Origin of the sequence: Bacillus sp. FSL R5-0593 (genome assembly GCF_038603755.1) — a bacterium.
GTDB classification, from domain to species: Bacteria; Bacillota; Bacilli; order Bacillales; family Bacillaceae; genus Bacillus; species Bacillus velezensis.
The window spans coordinates 2,911,554-2,935,316 of the sequence record NZ_CP152011.1; the positions used below are offsets into that span (position 1 = coordinate 2,911,554).

The following is a 23,763-nucleotide window of genomic DNA, read 5'->3' on the forward strand; positions in this document are numbered from 1 at the left end:
CCGCTTTCTTTAAAGCGTCACACTATAGATTTTGTATTCGAGCCGGCTAATGCGGCTTTTACTTTTTCAGTAATGTCATGCGTTCCGGCATATTGGCCGTCCCGGGCGATATCACGTGTACGGCTGCCGTCTGCAAGCACCTTTGCGACCGCTTTTTCCACCGCCTGCGCTTCGTTTTCAAGCCCGAAAGATGTTCTCAAAAGCATCGCCGCTGATAAAATCGCCGCAAACGGATTGGCCATCCCTTTACCGGCGATGTCAGGCGCAGATCCATGCACGGGTTCAAACAAGTGAAGACCTGAACTTGATAAACTGGCTGACGGCAGCATGCCGAGCGAGCCTGTCAGCATGGAGGCTTCATCGCTTAAAATATCGCCGAACATATTCTCAGTTACGATGACGTCAAATTGGCTCGGAGCGTAGATGAGCTGCATCGCGGCATTATCGACAAGCATATGTTCAAGCGTCACATCAGGAAATTCTTTTGCGATTTCATCCGCTGTTTCACGCCACAGCCTGCTTGAAGAAAGCACATTCGCCTTATCAACGGACGTCACTTTTCCTTTTCTGCCGGCAGCCATCTTAAAAGCTTCTCTGACAACGCGTGCGATTTCTTCTTTCTTATAAAAAAGGGTATCGACCGCTTCCTTTTCTCCCGTTTCATTGACATACTGTCTGCTCGGTTCTCCGAAGTAGAGGCCGCCCGTCAGTTCCCTGACGATTACAAAGTCGACGCCGCTGATATATTCTTTTTTCAGCGGAGACGCCTCAGACAGGCTTTCAAATACGGTCACGGGACGCAGATTGGCAAACAGGCCGAGTTTTTTTCTGATGCCGAGCAGGCCTTTTTCCGGTCTGAGCTCCGGAGGATTTTGGTCCCATTTCGGCCCGCCGACTGCCCCGAGCAGGATGGCGTCGGATCTTTCACAAAGAGCCACCGTCTCCTCAGGAAGGGGGTTTTGATGGGCGTCAATAGCCGCTCCCCCGATCAGCCCGTTTTCAAATTCAAATTCATGTCCGAATTGTTCGGCAACGCTTTTCAATACATCTGCCGCTGATTCCACCACTTCCGGTCCGATTCCGTCACCGGGCAGCAAAGCAATACGTTTTTTCAAATCAAACGTTCTCCTTTCTATTACGAGCCGACCGCAGTCTGTCTCTTTAATCCGTCTAAATTGCAATCCAGCACCAGCTGCCGGTTCACGGCGTTCAGATAAGCTTTAGCAGAAGCTTCCAGAACATCCTGCGCGATTCCCCGCCCTGATGTTTCTTTTCCGTTCACGGTCACTCTGACAAAAACTTGAGCCAGCGCGTCTTCGCCTTTCCGGTTGGATTGGATGCGGTAGTCTGTCAGTTCAATATTTTTATCGATGCAGCGCCCGAGCGTATTATAAACGGCTTCTACGCTGCCCGCCCCCGTTGCCGCCTCTTGAATCAGCTGTTCGTTTTCCTGATTTTTTAAAGAGACTGTTGCAGTCGGCACCTGAGACGTCCCGTAATGCACTTGCAGAGACAAAAATTCATAGCCGATTTTTTTGTCTGTCACTTTTTCTTCTAAAATAAGAGAAATCAAGTCATCATCGGTGATTTCTTTTTTCTTTTCGGTCAGTTCTTTAAACATCGTAAAAAATTTATTGATTTCCTCACTATCAAACTGGAATCCAAGCGCATTCAGGCGGTCTTTGAACGCATGGCGTCCGGAATGCTTTCCGAGTACGAGCGCATCAGCAGTCACGCCGACAAGTTCCGGTGAAATGATTTCATATGTTGATTTTTCTTTCAGGAAACCGTCTTGGTGAATGCCGGACTCATGTGCGAAAGCGTTATCTCCGACGATTGCTTTATTGCGGGGAACGGCCATGCCCGTCAGTTTGCTGACAAGATCACTCGTCCGCTTCAATTCATGAAGATTGAGGGATGAATCGGCTTGATGGGCGTCATTTCTGACATGAAGCGCAACAGCGATTTCCTCTAGCGCGGCGTTCCCGGCTCTTTCTCCTATGCCGTTAATGGCGCATTCAATTTGATCAGCGCCGTTCTCAATTGCCGAAAGCGAGTTGGCAACCGCCATTCCGAGATCATCGTGGCAATGGGCTGAAAGCTTTACCCGGTTGATATTCGGAACGTGTTCCTTCATATATTTAAAGATGTTTCCGTATTCAGCCGGCGTCAGGTAACCTACAGTGTCCGGCAGGTTGATGACGCTCGCGCCGGCATCAATCACTTCTTCAACGATTTCAGCCAGAAACGGAAGTTCGGTGCGGCATGCGTCTTCTGCTGACCATTGAACGATCGGAAAGCGTTCTTTTGCATACTTCACCATTTCAACCGCTTTTTCCTTAACCTCTTCCCGCGTCATTTTCAGCTTATGCTTCAGATGAATGTCAGAGGTGGCGATAAAGATGTGAATCCGCGGGCTGGCCCCGTCTTTCAGCGCTTCCCAGGCTGCGTCGATGTCACCTTTGACAGATCGGGCAAGCCCTGTTACCGAACAATTTTTAATCGTTCTTGCGATTTCCTGCACAGCTAAAAAATCACCTCGGGATGAAGCGGGAAATCCCGCTTCAATAATGTCCACCCCGAGTCTTTCAAGCTGCTTGGCTATCGCCAGTTTCTCCCGGGAATTGAGGTTGACCCCGGGGGATTGTTCACCGTCACGAAGGGTCGTGTCGAAAACATTAATTTTGCGCAACGGAGACCACCGCTTCCTTCTTTTTGCCTTGTTTGACAAACGGCATCATTTCACGAAGCTGTCTGCCGACCTTTTCAATCTGATGCTCGTTTTCACTTGCATTGATCGCATTGAAGCGAGGACGGTTCACTTGGTTTTCCACGATCCATTCTTTCGCGAATGTACCGTTTTGAATATCCGTTAATACTTGTTTCATCGATTCTTTTACCTTCGCATCGACTACGCGCGGCCCTGAGACAAAATCTCCCCATTGAGCCGTATCAGAGATAGAGTATCTCATGCCCGCCAAGCCTTCTTCATACATCAAGTCTACGATCAGCTTCAGTTCGTGCAGACACTCGAAGTATGCGAGTTCAGGCTGGTATCCGGCTTCTGTCAGCGTTTCAAAACCCGCTTTGACAAGTGCCGTTAAACCTCCGCACAGAACAGCCTGCTCACCGAACAAATCCGTTTCCGTTTCTTCCTTAAATGTTGTTTCAAGAACGCCCGCACGCGCTCCGCCGATTCCTTTTGCATAAGCAAGAGCCGTATCTTTCGCTTCGCCTGATACATCCTGGTAGATGGCAAACAATGCCGGTACGCCCGCGCCTTGTTCATATGTTCTTCTGACAAGGTGTCCCGGTCCTTTAGGGGCGACAAGGAATACATCCACATCAGCAGGAGGCACGATCTGATGGAAATGGACGTTAAATCCGTGTGCGAATACCAATGACTTGCCCGCCGTCAATTCATCTTTGATTTCAGCTTCATATACTTTTTGCTGCTGTTCATCCGGAAGAAGAACCATAATGATATCTGCCTGGGCAGCCGCTTCTCTTACCGAAAAGACTTTATGACCGTCTTCTTGAGCCTGTGTAAATGATTTTCCTTGTCTGACGCCGACAATGACATCAATTCCGCTTTCTTTTAAGTTCAGCGCATGTGCGTGACCTTGTGAACCGTAACCGATAATCGCTACTTTTTTACCTGCCAATACGTTCTCTTTGATATCACCGTTATAATATACTTTTACCATTTTAATCTCTCCCTTTTTTGTGTTATACAATTGAAATTGTTTTATTGGATGACGCCTTCTGCTGGGTTCCCCTCGCAAAAGCCGTTGTGCCCGTTCTCGCGATTTCTTTAATGCCGTAAGGTTTGAGCAGCTCTATGAGCGCTTCGATTTTATTAGATTCGCCGGTAACCTGAACGACGATGCTGTCTCTTGAGACATCAACGACGGAAGCTCTGAACGGCTCAATGATTCCATTGATTTCCGTTCTGGCCGACGGTGCGGAAACAACTTTGATTAATGCCAGCTCACGCTGTACAATCGATTGGTTTGTAATATCCGTCACTTTCAGGACGTCAATTTGTTTGTTAAGCTGCTTTGTCAGCTGCTCTACGTCATTTTCGCCTTCCACATGGACGACAAATGTAATCCTTGAAACACCGCTTGTTTCCGTGTGGCCTACAGTGATGCTTTCGATATTATAGTGTCTTTTTGTAAACAGGCCGGTGATCCGGTTTAATACTCCCGAGCGGTTGACCACCGTTAATGTGATAATGCGTTTCAAGGTTTCACCCCCACCATTTCATGAAGTCCTTTACCCGGCGCAATCATCGGGAATACTTTCTCGCTTTTGGCGACCCGGACGTCAATAACGGCCGGTTCTTTTGATGAAAGCGCCTTTTTAAGCTCTTCTTCCGCCTCTTCCTCCGATGAAATCCGGACGCCTTTAATGCCGTAGGCTTCTGACAATTTGACAAAGTCAGGCTGCGCCGAGAATTTGGATTCAGAATAGCGCTCTTCATAGAAGATTTCCTGCCACTGTCTGACCATGCCCAGACATTCGTTGTTCAAGATAACCACTTTGACAGGAAGATTCAGCTGCCGGATGACATCTAATTCCTGAAGGGTCATCTGAAAACCGCCGTCTCCGAGGATGGCAACGACCGTGGCGTTACGATCGGCCAGCTGAGCTCCGATAGCCGCCGGAAGGCCGAAGCCCATTGTGCCGAGCCCCCCCGAGGTTACCCACTTATCAGCCTTTCGGAAAGGATAAAACTGAGCCGCCCACATCTGGTGCTGGCCGACATCCGTCGCCACAATCGCCTCACCGTTTGTGAATTGGTGAATATACTCAATCAGCTTTTGGGGTTTCAAGCCCTCTTCTCTGTTGTCTGTATACCAAAGCGGATATTCTTCTTTCCATTCTGAAAGCTGCTGTTTCCATTCCTCTGTCTGTCCCTGTTTTCCGTTTTGCTTCAATAATTCCTGAAGGACGATTTTACTGTCGCCGACCACCGGAATCTGCGTTTCGATAATTTTTCCGATTTCAGCAGGATCAATATCGATATGCGCCACTTTGGCCGATTTTGCAAAATGCTTCAGATTTCCGGTCACGCGATCATCGAACCGCGCTCCGATGCTGATCAACAAGTCACAGTGGTAAAGCGCCATATTCGCTGTGTATGTGCCGTGCATCCCCGCCATTCCCAGAAAAAGAGGATGGTCTGCCGGGAAACCGCCCAGACCGAGGAGCGTGTGCGCTACCGGAATTTGCTGCTGTTCGACATAATTTTTTAAATCTTCTGAAGCTTTACCGTGCAAAACACCCGCTCCGGCTAAAATAACCGGCTTTTTCGCACTGCTGACAGCTTCCACGAGCTTTCGGATCTGCAGATAGTTAGGCTCTTTTACAGGCTGATAACCCGGAAGGCTGATCTCGTGATCATATCTGAACTCTCCTTCAAATGCTGCGACATCCTTCGGTATATCAATTAATACCGGACCCGGTCTTCCCGTCGTGGCGATATGGAACGCCTCTTTAATCACACGGGGGAGATCTTCCGGACGGCGGACTTGGTAGCTGTGTTTCGTAATCGGCATCGTAATTCCTAAAATGTCGGCTTCCTGGAAAGCGTCGCTGCCGATGACCGAAGTGGCCACCTGACCGGTAAACACTACGAGCGGCAATGAATCTATCATCGCATCCGCAAGACCGGTAACTAAATTTGTCGCTCCGGGTCCTGAGGTAGCAATCACAACCCCCGGCTTTCCGGAGACTCTCGCATACCCTTCTGCCGCATGAATCGCGCCTTGCTCGTGGCGGGGCAGGATGTGAACCAATCCTGATTGATACAGTTTATCGTAAATCGGAAGGACGGCTCCCCCCGGATAGCCGAAGATCATCTCGACATTTTCTTTCTTTAATGATTCAATCAGCATCAGAGCCCCGTTCATTGTTTTTGTACATTCGGCAGACAAAGAATCCGCCTGTACATTTGTGCCCATTTTCAGTTCCTCCTTTTTAATGTTCCCTTCTAAAATCCAATTCATAAAACGCAGCGCCGGCTGACGCAAATAAAAAAGCCTTCCCACCCACATTCAGCCAAGCATTTCATGCGATAGCCAAAAGGGGCGAAAAGGCTTTGCTTTCCGCGGTACCACCCTTGTTTACGGTCATATGCAGACCGTCTCATGGATAATGATTATCCGTTTTGATAACGAGTAAACATTGTGTTCACTCGGCCGAGTCCTACTCTTTACATTTCAGACCGGCACTCTGAGGGGAGTTCACTTTGATTTGTTTTACCGGCTCTCAGCGTTACCGGCTCTCTGTGAAAAACTTCAGCAAAGCTACTTATCCTCTTCTGCGCTTTTTATTATGGCAGCTCTTTTATTGAAAAAGAACCTTCATTTGTTTGTTTTTTCAGTGTTTTATGATTTTTCTTTTTAGCGTGAATCATTTATTTATTTTTGTTTGAACTCATATTACGCCCGTTTGCAGGCAGTGTCAACAGCATTTTTATAATTATTAGACAATTTAGATTAATCAATCTACTTTGTATACGCTTTCATTACTGGTACAAAGGGATCTGTAAATATTAAAAGTTTTTATCATTTTTTTATTAATCTCTCAAGATTACATGAAATTTTTCCGTTCATATACGAATATGTCACATTTTATTACACGATTTTTCTCTGTCCTTCCGGCATGCTTGTCAGATATTCCGTTCGATTGAACAGGCTCTTTATACAGACATACGCATACACTGTTCTTATCTCGTAAGAAATGAGTGATGTCATGAATAAGATGTTATCAGGCATGCAGGGCCTGCCTCCTGGATTTCCGCCTTTACCGGTCTTACCGCCGCAGTCTTATTATCCTCCGGCCCCGATGCATACAGCACCATATCAAGGCGGCCCTTCTTTTCAGCAGGGATTCCCGTCATCCGGATACGGACAGCAGACCCCGCAAAGCACGCTGTCATTCGCCGGGCAGCAATTCGTCCCATACCCTTATACAACCGGGTACTACGGCCAATCCTTCAGTGACGTCGGCGGAAGCCTCGGCGCCGGGGCGCATCCCGGCGCGCTCGGGGGCGGTTTCAGCGGCCATGCCGGGGGCTTCAGCGCTCCGAGCGGATTCAGATGATACAAAAACCGGTCTCACACGGCCGGTTTCTTTTCATATTCACAGGGTATAACGGTCATTCCATTGATTCATTTCCTGCTCCGTATAGTAATCAGCCCTTGAAACCTCAACAATGATTAAACCGCATTGAGTGATTAAAAATTGCTTCAGTTCCTCAAACAGCTCGTCTTTTCCGCAAAAGATCGTTTCTATTTTGTGATTTTTATATGCAAATGCGTACTTCAAAGCTAATTCCTCCTGCTGTCTTTCTATCATTCATTGACAAAATGTATGATAGAAATTAGATAATTTTTCACTCAAGGGCGCCTTAAGTATCTTTATACATATATTTATTACGGTAAATATTACATTAAGTTTCATTTATATTAAAATTACTTTACAATTTTCATCAAATACGGAACTTTTGTTTCGTAAAATAAAATACAAAAAAACCTCAAGCCCATTGTCAGGGCTTGAGGTTTTTATACGTCCCAGGAGAGATTCGAACTCCCGACCGACGGCTTAGAAGGCCGTTGCTCTATCCGGCCTTCATCCTTTACATATCGCTATCGTTACGTTCATGTATAACGATCACTTTCCGAACTTTGACCGATTGACTTACTTTCTATTATATTTGCTTACACTTTATAATTCAAGCATTCATATAGTAGAAAACAACCCTATTTAAAAGGTAAAACAGTTGTACTTAAATCTGCTATAAAACGTAAAGGTATTTATTTAAAGGAGTGGTTTCATGAGAGATAACAAAGAATGCTGTCCCTATTGCGATGCTGATGCAACCCACGATAATACCTGTAACACCAAGTAAGCTATGAAAGAATCGATGAGTCATTGTGTATACAACAATGGCATATCCATTTCAACAATATGTACTTTAATGCTCTGTGTGATATCTTTCCACTCGTTTAAAATCCTCTCTTTGTTACGACCTAGCCTATCTAATGAATGTATGTATAACGTATCTCCTTTTCGCAAACGCAATTTCAAAGCTTGGTATCGAGGTCTATTGAAGTCTTTCCCGATTTGCTTATCGATATGTATATCACGCTCATCAATTCCAAGAGCATACATACTATCCAGTTGTCATGCTTCATTTTGGTCTCTGCTGCTTACTCTAACGTGTCCAAATTCTTTGTTGTCCATAATTGATTCCACCTTGAGGCATCGGTATCTTTTCTTTGATATCACTTATAAGTCTACACCCTCTGCTATCGATATTATTATCGAACTCGAATAGGGTTTCACTGCAACTCTTATTACTTTACCATGTTAAATCACATTGAGAATCTGAGTCGTATCGAAAATTTACCGATTGTAGTTTGTGAATGAGAGTGGTTCTGTATCAAACTAATACCACAACTTGGCATGTATACAACCATAAAAGACATCCAATTAATTTGGATGCCTTCTTACAACTATTTTACCTGTTCTTGAAGAACTTCTTTTAACAATTCAATCGCATTTTCTTCCCTTGGGTCATTTGTTCCAAGTTCTCCTCGGAAGGCTTTAGAGAGGGTAGCCTGCTTTAAAGTTTCTAATTTATCTTCAACGTTAAGTATTTTCAAAGTTTCTTTTTCATTTTTCAATAGATTATTTAACATCTTTTCAATTTCTTTTGCTTCTTCTAAAGGGGGGATTGGAATTAAAATAGATTCTACTGCCTTAGAGCCTACGTTTCCTTGATTAACCCCACCTGTTTCAAAACTAAAGAATACATCCCTAAATACAGAAGATTGAAGATAATAAAAAATATATTCATCCATAAAGTTTGGATTTAAAGATAGGATTCGTTGATTGAGAAGTAAAGGTTTTTCAACCCCTTCCACTCTAACAGCATATCCGTAATCTCTCTTATATTTAGTGCCTGTTAATGATAATAAAATATCCCCATTTTTAACTGAATATTTTTCGATTATCTTTTCATCAAAATCTAAAGGCATATAAACAGGGTTTCTATCCAATGCTAAATCATTTTTATAGAGATTACCCATCCTTACCAATTGGATACCTTGTTCCACAAAATCCTTACTCTTAAATGCAAAACCGTTTTTAAAGCTAGCTACATCTTTTAATTTACGCCATTTCCATGTAGTTGGTATTGAATACGGTGAATTTGATTCTATGGATTGATTTCCATTTATTAACTCTACTTCTTTTTTCTCAAGAGAATTTTCTTCTCTCCACTTTCTTGTCAATTCTCCACGAAATGCCTTATCCAAAATAGCCGCTCGACGAAGTTCAAACGTATCCTTCGCTTCCTCAATCAACTGCTTTGCTTCTTCAATTTTACTTAAAAGACGCTCCACTTTCTCAGCAATCCGTTTTTGTTCATTTAATGGCGGCAAGGGCATTTTAAAATAAGATAAATCATTTTTATTAAAACCCGACTGTGCAGAACGAGATATACCCATTAAAGGAATTTGAAAGTGTTCAGATTTCAATAGCCAAAATAAAAATTTCTTATCAACTTTTCCCTTTGGATAAACGACTTTTGCCAAAGCGACATTATAAGCACCACTTAGTCCTGTTAATATCCTTCCAATTGATGCACCATATCTTGCTATTAGAATATCTTCTTCTTTCATTTTTCTTAGCTTTTGAGTATTCGGAATATATGTCTTATATTTATCAGAAGAAAAGTCCCTAATTTGAACTAACCTAACGTATCCTTCTCTCTCTTCATCAACAAATTGGCTTTTTGGGGGCTGAGTGCCACCTTGTACATCAAATATGGAAGTGAATTTGAAATATACCCAGTTCTCAGGAACTTCATAAGTCTGCTCTTCCTTTGGAACTACAGCTTCTTCTAATAGCTCTTCAATGGTCTTTTTATTTTTGCTCACTGTTTGACCACCTCATCCTCTTCAACAGCACGTAACTCCTCAACTACTTCATTTAATAAATCCATTGCCTGTTGAAGTTTCACAATCGCTTCTTCTGCTGATGCAATTGGGTCTGGCAAGTTGTCGTATGAAGATAATGATTCATCTGCAATTAATCCAATATCTAAACTATCATCTTTTTTTGCGATATCTTCTCGTGTAAACACATTCCAACGCTCATCTTCTATCTTAGAACGGTCTTCAGCTACATATGCCTTCATGAAGTTTTCAAAATGAGCCATTGTTAGCTGATTACGTTTTCCAAATGAAGTCATATTTGTACGAAGGTCATAGACCCAAACATCTTTCGTGTTATCTTGGTCTGTTGTTCCCCTTGTAAAGAATAAGACATTAGTTTTTACACCTTGCGCATAAAAAATTCCTGTTGGTAAGCGTAAAATCGTGTGTAAGTTACATTTGTTCATCAAGTCACGACGAATTTGTGAGCCAATCCCGCTTTCAAACAAGACGTTGTCGGGCAAGATAACCGCTGCTCTTGCATTTCCATCATCTTTTAATGCGTTATAAATCAACTGCAAGAAATTCAACTGTTTGTTCGATGTTTCAAACGTTAAATCGTCACGGGATACCCGTTCCCCGCCTTTTTTTGTACCGAACGGCGGGTTTGTTAAAATAACATCAAAGTTCTTCATCCATTTCCCGTTACCCGATAAAGTATCGCCTTGTTCCAAACGTCCTTCGATATTATGAAGCAACGCATTCATGAGTGCCAGACGATGCGTATCTTTAACAAGTTCCATACCTACAAAAGCTTCTTTCTTTTGGAACTCGGCTTCTTGTGGTTCTATATCGAAGTAGTCATCTGTTTGATTCTTTAAATATTGGTCTGCAGCAATCATGAAACCGAATGTTCCAGCTGCAGGGTCAGCGCACCGCTCACCGATTTTCGGGTCGATTAATTGAACCATCACATCAATTAATACACGAGGTGTGAAGTATTGCCCCGCTCCTGATTTCTTTTCACTTGCATTCTTCTCTAATAGACCCTCATAAAGATTGCCTAGCCCTTCTTCTTTTGCATTGTACCAATCAAGGGCATCAATAGATTTAATAATCTTCTCTAAGTTTTTCGGCTCAGCAATACTTGTAGAAGCATCACTGTATATTAGACGCAGCCGCTCATTTTCACTGCTTCCTAATTCAAGTAACAATCGCTGATAAAATGTCTTTAATTCCAAACCTTCTTTATCTAACAAATCATCCCATCGATTCCCTTCTGGAATCACACCTTCTGTTTCCTGCTCCTTCATCATTTTGAGGAATAATAAGTAGGTTAACTCTGTTACATATTGCTGATAGGTAATCCCATCATCACGTAACACATTACATAAATTCCATAGTTTTTGAACGATTTCTTGGTTGTTCATTTTTCAGCCTCCTGCTAACTCCGAGTATATTTTAATGTTGGATTCTCATTCAAACCTCATTAAAGTGAAAATCAAGGATAAAGTAACTTATCTATTATAACTTAAAAAGTGCCCCTATGAAGAGGCACATTATTAACTAATATAAAGGTTCTCATTTATAGTGGTAACAACCGTATCAATATAGTCACCGAACTCCCGCTTCAGCAATTTATAGCCGCCCGGAGTTTTAAATGGTTCTTCCGAGAATGCCTCTTCTGCAGTCGGTGCTAATACAGGCACTTTAAGTAATTGCTTTTCTATTCTCTCTAACCATTTCTTCTGTCTTGGAGTCCAATCATGCAGTGAATACACTTTTTGCATCGCCTGTTTAATACGTGCTTCATGGGCAACTAGCGCTTCACCTAATGCAGCTTGGCGAATAAAGCTAATAATGTCTGCTGCAATGTCTTCATTTTTTGTCTGCTTCCAAGCTGTCTGCAAATGCGATTGCTTAAAGCCTTTCGTTTCTAGAATGGTAATAAGTTCTCGTAAATCCTGCCTTGTTAAATCTTTCGGTCGTGTGCAAATAAGATGAAGAGCGGGAATTTCATTAATATTTTCTTGGATAAAACGAACGAAACCTTCTAAATAATCTTCTGGTCTCTTGTTTCCTTCACCATATCCCCGAACCACATCTGTTACTTCATCCTCTTTGTTGGAGATATATCGTTTCTCGCCTTTTACCCGATAGGCTTCCATATATTCAAATAACATGTTGTGCTGTTTTGCTTCTTGCGGAGTATATAACTGAATTTCTTTCGCCCACTCATCCACATTTTTTCCATTCGACAATTCTTCAAACTTTTGTTTTCCTTCTTCATTCAGCCTTTGCTTGCGACGCTGAATTTTCGCTGCCAATTGGTCACGATAAAACGAAGCTTCATCTTCTGCAGTAGCATTGGCAAGTGATTCATATAGTTCACCGATACTGTAATTTTGTTTCTTTACAACAGGTTTCATCTCCGTATAGTTTTGCAATTTATCGTAGATGCCCACTGCATCGTAAATGTTAAAGTGTGTTTTTCCAATGTCGGGACAAAGACGGGTTGCACGTCCAAGCATTTGGTCATAAAGAATACGAGACTGTATACGCCGTAAGAATACTAGATTTGTTATTGGAGGAACGTCAATGCCTGTGGTGAGTAAATCAACCGTTACAACGACATTTGGCAGCCGCTCGTTCTTAAACCTTTTAATGGCATCTAATGGCTTATAGATATAGCCAGTAATTTTCATAATAGCATCATCTTCAATTTCATCGCCACGTTCTTTAAAGGCTTCCTTTAATAATCGAACAACCAAATCTGCGTGTTGGTCAGTGGCTGCAAAGATAAGAGTTTTCTCTTTTCCTGTCGGATCAATGTATTCAACCAGTTTGTTTAGAACCGCCCGATTAAAAGGTTCAGTAATTACCCGTTTATTAAACTGCTCAACCTCAAAATGAATGGTATCTTCCATTTTTTCTAGTTGAATCTCGCCTTTATCAACATCATACACTTCAACTTCTTCGTCTTTTTCAAGAGTAATGCCGACTTGTGAAAGTTCTGTCTTAAACAGATATGGTGGTTCATGGTCAACTAAGTAGCCATCCAGAACCGCTTCACTATAAGAATACTTAAAAATAGGCATACCAAAAATCTCTGTTGTATGAAGAGCTGGTGTTGCAGTAAGTCCTAAACATGCCGCATCAAAATAATCAATTACACGTCGATATTGGCTAATATAATCATTTTGGTCACGGAATTTCAATTCTTCCTCTGACATTTCTTTGTCACTTGTATAGCCACGATGTGCTTCATCTACAATGATGAAATCATACTGCCCGACACTTGGAAGCTTTTCGTTATCGCTATAGAAAAGTCTTCTAACCATTCCCTGCACCGTCGCAATTTGCACCTTCGTTTCAACTTCTGGAGACATGTCTTCTAAAGATTTCACATCGTATATATCAGCAAATGAGTAGCCTTCAATTTTTGTATCCTTAAGTGCATCCTCTGTCTGTTTTCCTAACGAATTACGGTCTACAAGGAAAAGAATACGACGACATTTTTTGGACTTAATTAAGCGATACATGAGGGCGATAGCTGTACGAGTTTTCCCAGTTCCAGTTGCCATTGCAATAAGCATTCTTCGTTGCCCTTCTTTTAATCCCTCTTCAGCGGAAAGTACCGCTCTTTGCTGATAATGACGCAAACCAAACTTCGTAATATCCTCTTCTTCTAACCGTTTATTCGCATCCTTATCATCTTGACTAAGAAGAAGCTGCAAGTCGTCAGGTGAATGCCAGCCTTCTAATGGGCGAGCATGTTCTAACGGTTTACGTGAATCCCAAAACCAGATGCCCGACTCTTCTTGAAGTTGTTTCAAGTATGGTCGGCCGTTCGTTGCGTATAAGAACGGCACCTTATATTCACCTGTTGTAGGTGTGATGACTTCATCTTCGACTTGTGCCACATTTTTTGCATACACTTTTGTTTGACTTTCTAATGCGCCAGGAATCGTTTTCTTTTTTGCCTTAGCTTCAATAAAGCCAACAAGCTTTAAGCCAATAAACAACGCATAGTCAATCCTGCCGCCATTGACCTTCCATTCAGCAATTGCCATGTTTCGATTTTTCTCTGGCAGCGTTCCGTTCTTTTGATGATTTAGTACAGTTGTGTCTACTTCCCATCCAACAGCACGTAGTTTTCCATCAATAATCGTACGCGTTTCGGCTTCAGTTAATTGCTGTCGACGCATAAAGTTTTTGGATATTTTTTTACGCTCGATTTTTACCTCTTCTTGTTCCACTTCCGCCTGTCGACGAATTGCCTCTAATTCTTCTTCAAGCTTTTTGACTTTTTCCTCATATTCTCGCTGAAGTGTTTCTGTACTCTGTTCTACTTGTTCTTGAAGTTCTGTATACTCTGGTGCTTGAAAATCCCAATCACCATATACCTCCATGAACCAAATGGACAAGCGGAACGTTAATTGCAACAAAGCCTTTGCTTCTTCTACTTTTCCATAATCCGCTTCATGCATCGCTACATTCCCTTTGCGACGAAGAGCCTCTAATATATCAATTAATTCAGGCTCAAGTAACCTTTCCCGACGCAAAGTGTTAATGCGATCCACTTGCGTTGTACCATATGCCTCTTTAATATTTTCAGCGGCAAGAATAAATTTAGTTAGTGTTTCAGCGAACAATCGCAGTTTCATTACTGTTGTATGGGGGTCATGATATACATTTCTCTCAGCTGTCTCTCCCAAGTTAGCAAGTACATCCCATTTCCCTTGAAAAAATGAAAAGTTGCCACTCATTGTTATCACCGTTTTCCTAAAAGGTTGTTTGTGTCTATTATACTATAATCATGCAAAAATTAGGAATAATATGTATCGCTCTTTTTTCTACTCTGCTCCTTAGTTTAGGTTCATTCTTTAACCAAGTGAATAAAAGACGGGTTTTATTAGTTATTGTTTAAATATCGGAGCTGCGACATCAGATTTGATCGATAAAAAGAAGAGCCTCAATTAAGAGACTCCTACAAAGTTTGTGCCTTTTAGGTTATATAAATCGAATAATTGCCGCATCCGCTCCATATATAGATTCTGCAAGTGTAACCTCTTAACTCCCAAGTCATAGCCAGCAAAGATATCTTCAAGTTCTTGCTGCGTGTAGAAAAGTCTAATAAATATTTCCTCTTCCTCAGTGGCAAATCCAATCTTCTGTTCCTTGTATTCCTGAAGCCTTTGCTTGTGACGTTTCTCAGCCTTTTTCATGATATTTACCCTGCGTTTTAGCACATAGTCAGCTTCATTTTCATTTTCTTTTGATCACAACAAAAAACCTCCTATACCGAAAGTGATATAAGCCAATAACAGGTGTAATTTCTTACGTGACCGTTATACTGACCGTTTCACTAAACGAAATAAGAGGTTGATTTGACGGGCTTTACACCCGATTTCTTAGCGTCCCAGGAGAGATTCGAACTCCCGACCGACGGCTTAGAAGGCCGTTGCTCTATCCGGCTGAGCTACTGGGACATGAAAATCAAATTGTTCTGCTGATCATTTTACCATGATATCAGCGAATTGACAATATAGTCATCCGATAAAAAAGTCCAGCGGCATCAGTTTTCACTCTGATGTCACCAGCTCTTTTTTTGTACGTCCCAGGAGAGATTCGAACTCCCGACCGACGGCTTAGAAGGCCGTTGCTCTATCCAGCTGAGCTACTGGGACAGCTTTTGCTTTATGTATCAGCGACAAGATTTATTATATACAGGTTCAAATCATAAGTCAATATTTTTTTAAAAACTTTTGATGGGGAAGAATGAAATCTCCCCCATCACTTGTTAAAAACTGATTGTATTCCCAAAGTCCTTCAATTCCCGACCCGTTTCGTCGTAAAATGTCACGGCGCCTTCTCTTTCTGTAAGAGTAAGAATGGCATAGCTTTTCACATTGCGGACTCTCGGAAGACGGATGCTGCCCGGATTAATCAAAAGCTTGCCCCGAAGCTCTTCACTCCCGGCAATATGTGAATGGCCGAAGCAGACGACATCCGCCCCAAGCTCTTCCGCCCGGTAAAAAACAGTTAAAAGTGACTGTTTAATGCCGTGAAGATGCCCGTGAACGGCCAGAATTTTCTTTGAACCTGCGTCCAGAAGAAGTTCATCCTGAAACCCGCCGCCAAAGTCGCAATTGCCTTTTACCGTGTGAAACGGCGTAAGCGCCGGATGTGCAGCGTCAAGCTCTGAATCACCGCAATGAATCATCAGATCCGCTTCGTCTTCGTGCCGCTTTGCAATCGTCTCCAGCTCGTCTTCAAGGCCGTGACTGTCACTTATTATCAGCACTTTCATTGCATACGCTCCCCCTTATGAATCAAGCAGCTTTGACAGTTTCTTGAGCGCCTCAGCCCTGTGGCTGATTTTGTTTTTCTGAGCGCTTGTCAGCTGGGCCATGGTTTTATCTTTATCTTTTACAATAAAAATGGGATCATAGCCGAACCCGTTATCCCCCTCGGGTCCTTCCGCAATATACCCTTCAACATGACCTTCGACCGTTTTTGTTTCCTGCCCCGGCATGCTGACGGCAAGGGCGCAGCGGAAACGGGCCGTGCGCTGCTCTTTTTCGATGCCTTTTAATTCTGACAGCACCTTGTCCATATTCGCCTTATCATCTTTTGCTTCTCCGGCATAACGGGCTGAATAAACGCCCGGTCTGCCTCCAAGGTTGTCCACCGATAAACCGGAGTCGTCTGCAATGACCATTTTGTTTACGGCTTTTGCCACGGCTTCCGCTTTTAAGATGGCGTTTTCTTCAAAGGTATGTCCGGTTTCCTCAATTTCTTCCGTAAATCCGATTTCCGCCAAAGAAGAGACGCTGTAGCCTTTCGGTTCGAGTATTTCCTTGAATTCTTTCACTTTTCCCTGATTGTGTGTCGCAATAATGGCTTCTTTCACGGTGATCAGGCCTCTCTTTCTTATTTCAGTTCAGGCAATGTTTCTCCCAGCACTTCTTTTTGCTTTTGAATAAGCGTCTGGATTCCTTTTTCGGCAAGGCTTAACAGTCCGTTTAAATCTTCACGGGAGAATGTGGCTTCTTCGCCCGTCCCTTGAAGCTCTACAAAACGTCCGCTTCCCGTCATGATGATATTCATGTCGACTTCAGCCGCCGAATCCTCTTCATAATTCAGATCCAAAAGAAGGCCTTCTTCTTTATCCATCCCGACAGAAATGGCCGCGAGATAATCTGTCACAGGAGAGGTTTTGATAACGCCACTTTTTACGAGTTTGCCGATCGCAATGGCCATTGCCAAGAAGGCGCCGGTAATGGAAGCCGTTCTTGTTCCGCCGTCAGCTTGAATGACGTCACAGTCGATCCAGATCGTCCGTTCGCCGAGCTTCTCCAAATCAACGACGGCCCGGAGCGCGCGCCCGATCAGCCGCTGAATTTCCATCGTTCTGCCGGAGACCTTTCCTTTTGAAGATTCTCTTATCGTTCTTTGATTCGTCGCGCGGGGAAGCATGCTGTATTCCGCTGTGATCCAGCCTTTTCCTCCGCCGCGTAAAAATGGCGGCACCCGGTCTTCCACAGATGCATTACAGATGACCTTCGTATTTCCCGCTGTAATTAAAACAGAGCCTTCCGGGTGAGTGATAAAATCCAAATCAAATGTGATAGGGCGCAGCTCATCGTGCTGTCTTCCGTCGTGTCTCATATTTTACCTCCGATTATATGTACATAAACCTTTTGTTCCGGATTGTGAATAAAGAAAGAGGCAGCCGGAACGCTAACCTCTTTTTTACTAGTATATCAAAAATCGCAAATTAAAAACTACCCGTATTCACTTGTGACGGCCTCGAAACAGGTTTTGAAAGGGATTCTCCTTTTTCATTCACCAGTTCTGATTTTCCGTTTACTTTTATAGAAACACTTTTAATCGACGGCTGTTCGGTTAATGTGAGAACGATGCTGTCCAGTACGCCCGATGATACCATTTTTGTTTTTTCGTCGGCGCTTCCGTAAATGGAGCTGTTAAAGTCCAGTGTAACTTGGCCGTCTTTTACTTTCGGCTTGCCGAGAAGCTTAACATCGTTATTAAAGTCCGTCAAAAGCCCGCTTGCTTTGCCCGGTCCGTCGGCGAGCTGTTCAACGGCAGCGGTGATGTCATTTGTTTCCGAATTGTCAATCCGCTTTGTGACAGGCACGTAGTATTCGCTCGTCTCTGTTTCCGCCAGATAATAGACAGTCAGCGGATGGGTGTCTGTCAGATCATTCACTCCGGCCGTTTCAATATTAATCCCGTCTTTTCTGCTTAAATCGCCCGTAATCGGCGTGCCGCCCACAGGCATTTCTTTCAGTTCGTGCCCGTTGATTCTGATTTTGACTTTATCTATTGAGCTGAATTGGGTAAGCGTCCATGTAATCGATTGCAGGATTTTTTGTTCGTCTTCTTTTTTATAGTTTTTAAATTCCTTCGAAAAATCAGCGACGGCAGTGCCGTCTTTTTTAATATCGACATTTACCGTCGTATCCGCAGGGAGCACCGCTCTGAAGCCGTTCGGCAGGATTTCTGACACAGGCCCTCCCTGAACCAAATACTCAAGGGCCTGCTTTGCGGTTCCCTCACTGTTCGGAAGAGGCAGTGTCTGTGCTGCGACATAGCCGTTTTTATCAATCAGATACAGCTCTCGCATGACTGTATTGGCCGGCTGGTCGGCTTTAGAAGTGCCGTTTTTCTCTGACTGCTTTGGTTTTGCCTGAATTCCCGCTTCATCCTTTACATATGAAATGTCTTGAGGCGGGTCAATTTCCCCGGCTGTTTTATCGGATTGAAACAAACCGCATCCAGATAACACAAAAGCCGAAGTAAGACATGTTGCAGCAATGACTGCAGGTCCTTTTTTCAGCATACTTTTCCCTCCTAAGGCTGTTTGTACTATGATGTATACGAGCCCTGTCCGGGAAATAGACCGGGAAGCGCAAAAAAACCCGCCGTAAACAGCGGGTTTTTTTGATTTATTTTCTGACCGGCTCTTGAAGGGAGATGCACTCGACATGGCCGATTTCGTGGCCGAACCAGTCTTCGGCAATTTTTGCGAAGCCGTTCCGCTCTCCCGTTGTAAGAAATTGATGCTCCGGTGCATGTTTCGATTGGTTTAACAAACCTTTATAAGACAAGATGGTGCTCACTTCTCTCGCCGTCTCGTCTCCGGAGGAAATGATTTTCACATGCTCTCCCATATAGTTCTGAATCGGATCTTTTAAAATCGGATAATGCGTACATCCTAAAATCAAGGTGTCAATTGATGTACCTTTTAAAGGCTCAAGCGATGCTTCAACCGCTTCCTCCGCTGATTCCTGAAGAAACCGTCCGCTTTCCACAAACGGCACGAGCAGCGGACAAGCCGTGTTCTCAACTTGAAGTTCTGCGTTTAACCCGAGCAGCGCCTGCTCATACGCTCTGCTTTTAATGGTATTGACCGTGCCGATGACGCCGATATGCTGGTTTTTCGTGACCTTTATCGCCGTTCTCGCACCCGGCTGAATGACGCCGACAACCGGAATATCCGTTTTGCGCTGAATATCCTCCAAGGCAATGGCCGTGGCCGTATTGCAGGCGATCACGAGCATTTTGATATGGTGGTTTTCCAGCAGGTAATCGGTCATTTCCCACGTGTATTGAAGAACTTCTTCTTCAGGACGCGGGCCGTACGGGCAGCGTTTTGTATCTCCCACATAGATGATATTTTCCTTCGGTAGCTGTCTCATGATTTCCTTAGCAACGGTTAACCCGCCAACCCCGGAATCAATGACTCCTATCGGCTGTTCCAACAAAATCGCCTCATTTTCTTTTCATTTCATGCTGCAGTTTCAATAATGATTTTTCGAAAGCGGCTGTTTCTTCTTCGGAAAATGTCGCAAACATATCCCGCAAATAAGCCTGTCTTTTCAAAATCACTTCTTGGATAATGCGCTCTCCTTCAGCGAGAAGATGAATTCTGACGACCCGTCTGTCAGCCGGGTCTTTCACCCGCTCGACAAGCTTATTTTTTTCCATGCGGTCTATCAGATCCGTCGTCGTGCTGCAAGCCAAATACATTTTGCCTGATAATTCGCCTATTGTCATATCCCCCAATTCATAAAGCCATTGAAGCCCCACGAATTGCGGCGGTGTAATTGCATATTGGTTAAGGATTTCTCTTCCTTTTTGTTTAATGATCGCAGCGATATGGCGGAGTGATTTTTCGATATCCGCAACATGCTCTACAGATTTTGATGTCATTTGTCCATCCCTCACTCAAGGATCTTTCTGGGCTATGCGCTCCGTGTCTATTTTCCTTCTTTTTTTAAGAAAATGCAAGACTGACGGAGAAAAAGGAAAAACCGGGATTTTCACCGCATGCCCATCAGCCCGGGCGCCAACGCAAATAACCGGCTCCTTCTCGAAAAGAAGGAAAACCGGCAAGAATCAGAGCTCTAGCTCACCCATTCTAAGAAGCTCGACAACAGCTTGCGAACGCCCTTTCACACCTAACTTCTGCATGGCATTTGAAATGTGATTCCGTACAGTTTTTTCACTGATAAATAGCTCGCTTGCAATTTCCTTTGTTGTCTTGTCTTGAACGAGCAATTCGAATACTTCTCTTTCTCTTTTGGTCAGCAGCGGCTTTGATTGAAAATCTTTCTCCTTCAAGTATTGTAACCCTCCTTGCTAAGGTGAGAGCGAATCTGAAACGAATGGGTTTATATAGTCAAGATATCATATGTAAAGGGCGCTTCGGAGGTGACGTCTCTTAGAGAAATAGTTATCCGTTCAGGCGAGCAGAATGCCTTTCTCCCGCTCCGTCCAGCTGATCGCTTTGCCGCTTTTCTTCGACACTTGAACCATAACGACGGAACCTGTAAAGCACGGCAGGCCCGACTCATTTTCTCCAAGGTAATGAAGGGTGACGGACGCATTTCCGGCAGCGCTTGCTTTCACATAAATCCGCAGATTTTCATACGGCATCACCTGACGCATATAGTCGCACTGCTGGCTTGCGACGACCGTCATCGTTTCCGAGTTTTGCGCCGTTATGCCTCGCTGTTTAAAATAAGCGATCCGCGCTTCTTCAAAATAGATGAAAGGGGTTACATTATTCATATGGCCGAACATATCCGTTTCTGAAAAACGAACCGATACTTCAGTAAAGAAAGAAAACGACTGTCTCCATTCTTCAAACGGGATATCAATATATTGCGGCTGTTTCATCACCTTCAGCTCCTTATAAAAAAACCTCTCCCGTGCGGAAGAGGCTCTTTTTCTCTTTCTTATACTCTGTCGCTTCCGAAGAAATTACGGAACGCTTGTAAATTGGTATCTCTGTTCAAAGCAGCGATTGAAGTCGTAAGCGGAATGCCTTTCGGGCAGGATTGAACACAGTTTTGTGAATTCCCGCAATCTCCGAGGCCGCCGTCTGTCATTAACGCTTCTAAACGTTCTGCTTTGTTCATCGCGCCCGTCGGATGGGCGTTAAACAGACGCACTTGCGACATCGGGGCAGGCCCCATGAATTTCGACTTGCTGTTGACGTTCGGGCAGGCTTCGAGGCAGACGCCGCATGTCATGCATTTAGACAATTCATATGCCCACTGGCGGCGTTTTTCCGGCATTCTCGGCCCAGGCCCCAAATCATAAGTTCCATCAATCGGCACCCATGCTTTCACTTTTTTCAGTGAATCAAACATTCTGCTGCGGTCAACCTGAAGGTCACGGACAACCGGGAATGTTTTCATCGGTTTCAGACGGATCGGCTGTTCCAGCTTATCAATCAGCGCCGTACATGACTGGCGCGGTCTCCCGTTGATGACCATGGAGCAGGCGCCGCATACTTCTTCAAGACAGTTCATGTCCCATGCGACCGGAGTGGTTTTCTCTCCTTTTGCATTCACGGGATTTCTGCGGATTTCCATCAGGGCGGAAATCACGTTCAGATTCGGGCGGTAATTGATTTCGAATTCTTCATCGTATGGCGCGCTTTCGGGCGTATCCTGACGTGTAATGATAAACCGTATCTTTTTCTCACTCATGATTATTTCGCCACCTTCTTCTTCGAGTAGTCGCGTTTACGGGGCGCAATCAGTGATACATCGACATCCTGATATTCAAATTCCGGAGCTTCAAACGGACCGGCATGTTTAGCCATCGTCGTTTTGAGCCACTCATCGTCATTTCTTTCAGGGAAATCCGGTTTATAGTGCGCTCCCCGGCTTTCATTTCGGTTATATGCGCCGAGCGTGATGACTCTGGCAAGCTGAAGCATATTGGAGAACTGGCGGGTGAACATCGCGCCTTGGTTGCTCCATTTTGTCGTATCGTTGATATTGATTTTCTTAAAGCGTTCCATCAGCTCTTGGATCTTGTCATCCGTTTTCAAAAGCTTGTCGTTGTGGCGGACCACCGTGACGTTGGCCGTCATCCATTCTCCGAGCTCACGGTGAAGCACGTAGGCATTTTCGTCGCCGTCCATCTTCATGATATCGGCCCATTTTTCTTCTTCTTTTTTCACATAGGAATCAAATAATGAAGAAGACAGGTCTTCCGCTGATGTTTCAAGTCCGGAAACATATTTCACCGCATTCGGTCCGGCCACCATTCCTCCGTAGATGGCGGAAAGCAGAGAGTTCGCCCCTAAACGGTTTCCTCCGTGCATTGAATAATCACATTCACCCGCTGCGAACAGTCCGCGGATGCTTGTCATCTGATCATAATCAACCCACAGTCCGCCCATTGAATAGTGAACGGCAGGGAAAATTTTCATCGGAAGCTTGCGCGGGTCATCGCCCATGAATTTTTCATAGATTTCGATAATGCCGCCAAGCTTAACGTCGAGCTCTTTCGGATCTTTGTGCGACAGATCGAGATACACCATGTTTTCACCGTTGATGCCGAGTTTCTGATTCACGCACACGTCAAAGATTTCACGTGTCGCAATATCCCGCGGCACGAGGTTTCCGTAAGCCGGATATTTTTCCTCAAGGAAGTACCAAGGTTTTCCGTCTTTGTACGTCCAGACTCTTCCGCCCTCTCCGCGCGCCGATTCACTCATCAGACGCAGTTTATCGTCCCCCGGGATTGCTGTCGGGTGAATTTGGATAAATTCGCCGTTTGCATAATAAGCGCCCTGCTGATAGACGATTGATGCTGCAGATCCCGTGTTGATCATGCTGTTTGTTGATTTTCCGAATACGATTCCGGGACCTCCCGTCGCCATAATAACGGCGTCAGAACGGAATGACTCGATTTGCATATTGGTCAGATTTTGGGCTACGATACCGCGGCACGTGCGCTCATCGTCAAGAACGGCGCCGAGGAATTCCCAGCCTTCATATTTTGTGACGAGACCCGCCACTTCATATCTGCGCACCTGCTCGTCCAGTGCGTAAAGAAGCTGCTGACCCGTCGTCGCTCCCGCGTATGCGGTTCTGTGATGCTGTGTACCCCCGAAACGGCGGAAGTCCAAGAGCCCTTCCGGCGTTCTGTTAAACATAACCCCCATGCGGTCCAATAAGTGGATAATGGACGGCGCCGCTTCACACATCGCTTTTACAGGAGGCTGGTTTGCCAAAAAGTCGCCTCCGTATACCGTGTCATCAAAATGCTCAAACGGAGAGTCTCCTTCCCCTTTTGTGTTGACAGCTCCGTTTATCCCGCCCTGCGCGCAGACCGAGTGAGAGCGTTTGACCGGAACGATGGAAAACAATTTAACGGCCGTGCCTGATTCCGCTGCTTTAATTGTCGCCATGAGGCCGGCAAGACCCCCGCCGACTACGATAATGCTTGATTGACTCATGATAGCCCCTCTCCCTCT

General features: G+C 44.3%; 21 protein-coding genes, 2 tRNA genes, 1 pseudogene and 1 other annotated feature. Of the genes and pseudogenes, 1 reads left to right on the forward strand and 23 read right to left on the reverse strand.

Annotated features, from left to right (window positions below; all coding sequences use genetic code 11):
• Positions 1–17: 17 nt before the first annotated feature.
• From leuB to ilvB, 5 genes are read right to left on the reverse strand one after another with little or no spacing between them, the layout of a single operon-like run.
• Positions 18–1,115 (reverse strand): 3-isopropylmalate dehydrogenase, encoded by a 1,098-nt coding sequence (gene leuB / locus NYE36_RS14375; protein WP_265451131.1) that lies wholly within the window; start codon positions 1,113–1,115, stop codon positions 18–20.
• A 20-nt stretch (positions 1,116–1,135) separates the two neighbouring features.
• The gene (locus tag NYE36_RS14380) at positions 1,136–2,692 is read right to left on the reverse strand and encodes a 2-isopropylmalate synthase (protein WP_032870763.1); all 1,557 of its coding nucleotides are present in this window, start codon (positions 2,690–2,692) and stop codon (positions 1,136–1,138) included.
• The gene (gene ilvC, locus NYE36_RS14385) at positions 2,679–3,707 is read right to left on the reverse strand and encodes a ketol-acid reductoisomerase (RefSeq protein WP_003152600.1); all 1,029 of its coding nucleotides are present in this window, start codon (positions 3,705–3,707) and stop codon (positions 2,679–2,681) included. The genes NYE36_RS14380 and ilvC overlap by 14 nt, the downstream gene beginning before the upstream one ends.
• Before the next feature lie 22 nt (positions 3,708–3,729).
• Entirely contained in the window at positions 3,730–4,248 is a 519-nt protein-coding gene (ilvN, locus tag NYE36_RS14390) for an acetolactate synthase small subunit (protein WP_003152598.1), read from the reverse strand.
• Positions 4,245–5,969 (reverse strand): acetolactate synthase large subunit, encoded by a 1,725-nt coding sequence (gene ilvB, locus NYE36_RS14395; RefSeq protein WP_015417941.1) that lies wholly within the window; start codon positions 5,967–5,969, stop codon positions 4,245–4,247. Before ilvB ends, ilvN begins: the two co-directional genes overlap by 4 nt.
• Positions 5,970–6,088: 119 nt before the next feature.
• Positions 6,089–6,340 (reverse strand) — a binding site (T-box leader).
• A 422-nt stretch (positions 6,341–6,762) separates the two neighbouring features.
• Here ilvB and NYE36_RS14400 point away from each other — a divergent pair.
• Positions 6,763–7,113 (forward strand): hypothetical protein, encoded by a 351-nt coding sequence (locus NYE36_RS14400; RefSeq protein ID WP_015417942.1) that lies wholly within the window; start codon positions 6,763–6,765, stop codon positions 7,111–7,113.
• Between the two features lie 39 nt (positions 7,114–7,152).
• Here the strand turns inward: NYE36_RS14400 and NYE36_RS14405 are convergent, their stop codons facing one another.
• From NYE36_RS14405 to sdhA, 18 genes and pseudogenes are all read right to left on the reverse strand, one after another.
• Positions 7,153–7,338, reverse strand: coding sequence for a hypothetical protein (locus NYE36_RS14405; protein WP_060674750.1), 186 nt, complete (start codon positions 7,336–7,338; stop codon positions 7,153–7,155).
• A gap of 606 nt (positions 7,339–7,944) precedes the next feature.
• A pseudogene (locus NYE36_RS14410) lies at positions 7,945–8,184 on the reverse strand (recombinase family protein); the annotation flags it as partial.
• Positions 8,185–8,528: 344 nt separating this feature from the next.
• On the reverse strand, positions 8,529–9,956 hold the full coding sequence (locus tag NYE36_RS14415; RefSeq protein WP_094032205.1) for a restriction endonuclease subunit S: 1,428 nt from the start codon (positions 9,954–9,956) through the stop codon (positions 8,529–8,531).
• Positions 9,953–11,383 carry an N-6 DNA methylase gene (locus NYE36_RS14420; RefSeq protein ID WP_025853159.1) on the reverse strand — a complete coding sequence of 477 codons (1,431 nt, stop codon included), beginning with the start codon at positions 11,381–11,383 and terminating at the stop codon, positions 9,953–9,955. Before NYE36_RS14420 ends, NYE36_RS14415 begins: the two co-directional genes overlap by 4 nt.
• Positions 11,384–11,515: 132 nt before the next feature.
• On the reverse strand, positions 11,516–14,722 hold the full coding sequence (hsdR, locus tag NYE36_RS14425) for a type I restriction-modification system endonuclease (RefSeq protein ID WP_094032204.1): 3,207 nt from the start codon (positions 14,720–14,722) through the stop codon (positions 11,516–11,518).
• A 210-nt stretch (positions 14,723–14,932) separates the two neighbouring features.
• Positions 14,933–15,181 (reverse strand): hypothetical protein, encoded by a 249-nt coding sequence (locus NYE36_RS14430; RefSeq protein WP_176428381.1) that lies wholly within the window; start codon positions 15,179–15,181, stop codon positions 14,933–14,935.
• Positions 15,182–15,371: 190 nt separating this feature from the next.
• Positions 15,372–15,445: transfer RNA gene (locus NYE36_RS14435), tRNA-Arg, on the reverse strand.
• Positions 15,446–15,569: 124 nt separating this feature from the next.
• Positions 15,570–15,643: transfer RNA gene (locus NYE36_RS14440), tRNA-Arg, on the reverse strand.
• Between the two features lie 113 nt (positions 15,644–15,756).
• Positions 15,757–16,266 carry a metallophosphoesterase gene (locus NYE36_RS14445; RefSeq protein WP_015417943.1) on the reverse strand — a complete coding sequence of 170 codons (510 nt, stop codon included), beginning with the start codon at positions 16,264–16,266 and terminating at the stop codon, positions 15,757–15,759.
• A gap of 15 nt (positions 16,267–16,281) precedes the next feature.
• Positions 16,282–16,878 (reverse strand): XTP/dITP diphosphatase, encoded by a 597-nt coding sequence (locus NYE36_RS14450; protein WP_088056439.1) that lies wholly within the window; start codon positions 16,876–16,878, stop codon positions 16,282–16,284.
• 11 nt (positions 16,879–16,889) lie between these two features.
• Positions 16,890–17,627, reverse strand: a complete 738-nt coding sequence (gene rph, locus NYE36_RS14455; RefSeq protein WP_007612934.1) for a ribonuclease PH — start codon at positions 17,625–17,627, stop codon at positions 16,890–16,892.
• A gap of 109 nt (positions 17,628–17,736) precedes the next feature.
• Positions 17,737–18,822, reverse strand: coding sequence for a GerMN domain-containing protein (locus tag NYE36_RS14460; RefSeq protein WP_007408133.1), 1,086 nt, complete (start codon positions 18,820–18,822; stop codon positions 17,737–17,739).
• 106 nt (positions 18,823–18,928) lie between these two features.
• Positions 18,929–19,747 carry a glutamate racemase gene (racE, locus tag NYE36_RS14465; RefSeq protein ID WP_012118125.1) on the reverse strand — a complete coding sequence of 273 codons (819 nt, stop codon included), beginning with the start codon at positions 19,745–19,747 and terminating at the stop codon, positions 18,929–18,931.
• Positions 19,748–19,754: 7 nt separating this feature from the next.
• Complete coding sequence (locus NYE36_RS14470) at positions 19,755–20,195, reverse strand: MarR family transcriptional regulator (protein ID WP_003152580.1); 441 nt, start codon at positions 20,193–20,195, stop codon at positions 19,755–19,757.
• Positions 20,196–20,381: 186 nt separating this feature from the next.
• A complete protein-coding gene (gene gerE / locus NYE36_RS14475; protein ID WP_003152579.1) occupies positions 20,382–20,606 on the reverse strand; it encodes a spore germination transcription factor GerE in 225 nt (74 codons plus the stop codon).
• Positions 20,607–20,726: 120 nt separating this feature from the next.
• On the reverse strand, positions 20,727–21,164 hold the full coding sequence (locus NYE36_RS14480) for a thioesterase family protein (protein WP_094032203.1): 438 nt from the start codon (positions 21,162–21,164) through the stop codon (positions 20,727–20,729).
• A gap of 59 nt (positions 21,165–21,223) precedes the next feature.
• Entirely contained in the window at positions 21,224–21,982 is a 759-nt protein-coding gene (gene sdhB / locus NYE36_RS14485) for a succinate dehydrogenase iron-sulfur subunit (protein ID WP_003152575.1), read from the reverse strand.
• 2 nt (positions 21,983–21,984) lie between these two features.
• Positions 21,985–23,745, reverse strand: coding sequence for a succinate dehydrogenase flavoprotein subunit (gene sdhA / locus NYE36_RS14490; protein ID WP_003152573.1), 1,761 nt, complete (start codon positions 23,743–23,745; stop codon positions 21,985–21,987).
• Between the last annotated feature and the right edge of the window lie 18 nt (positions 23,746–23,763).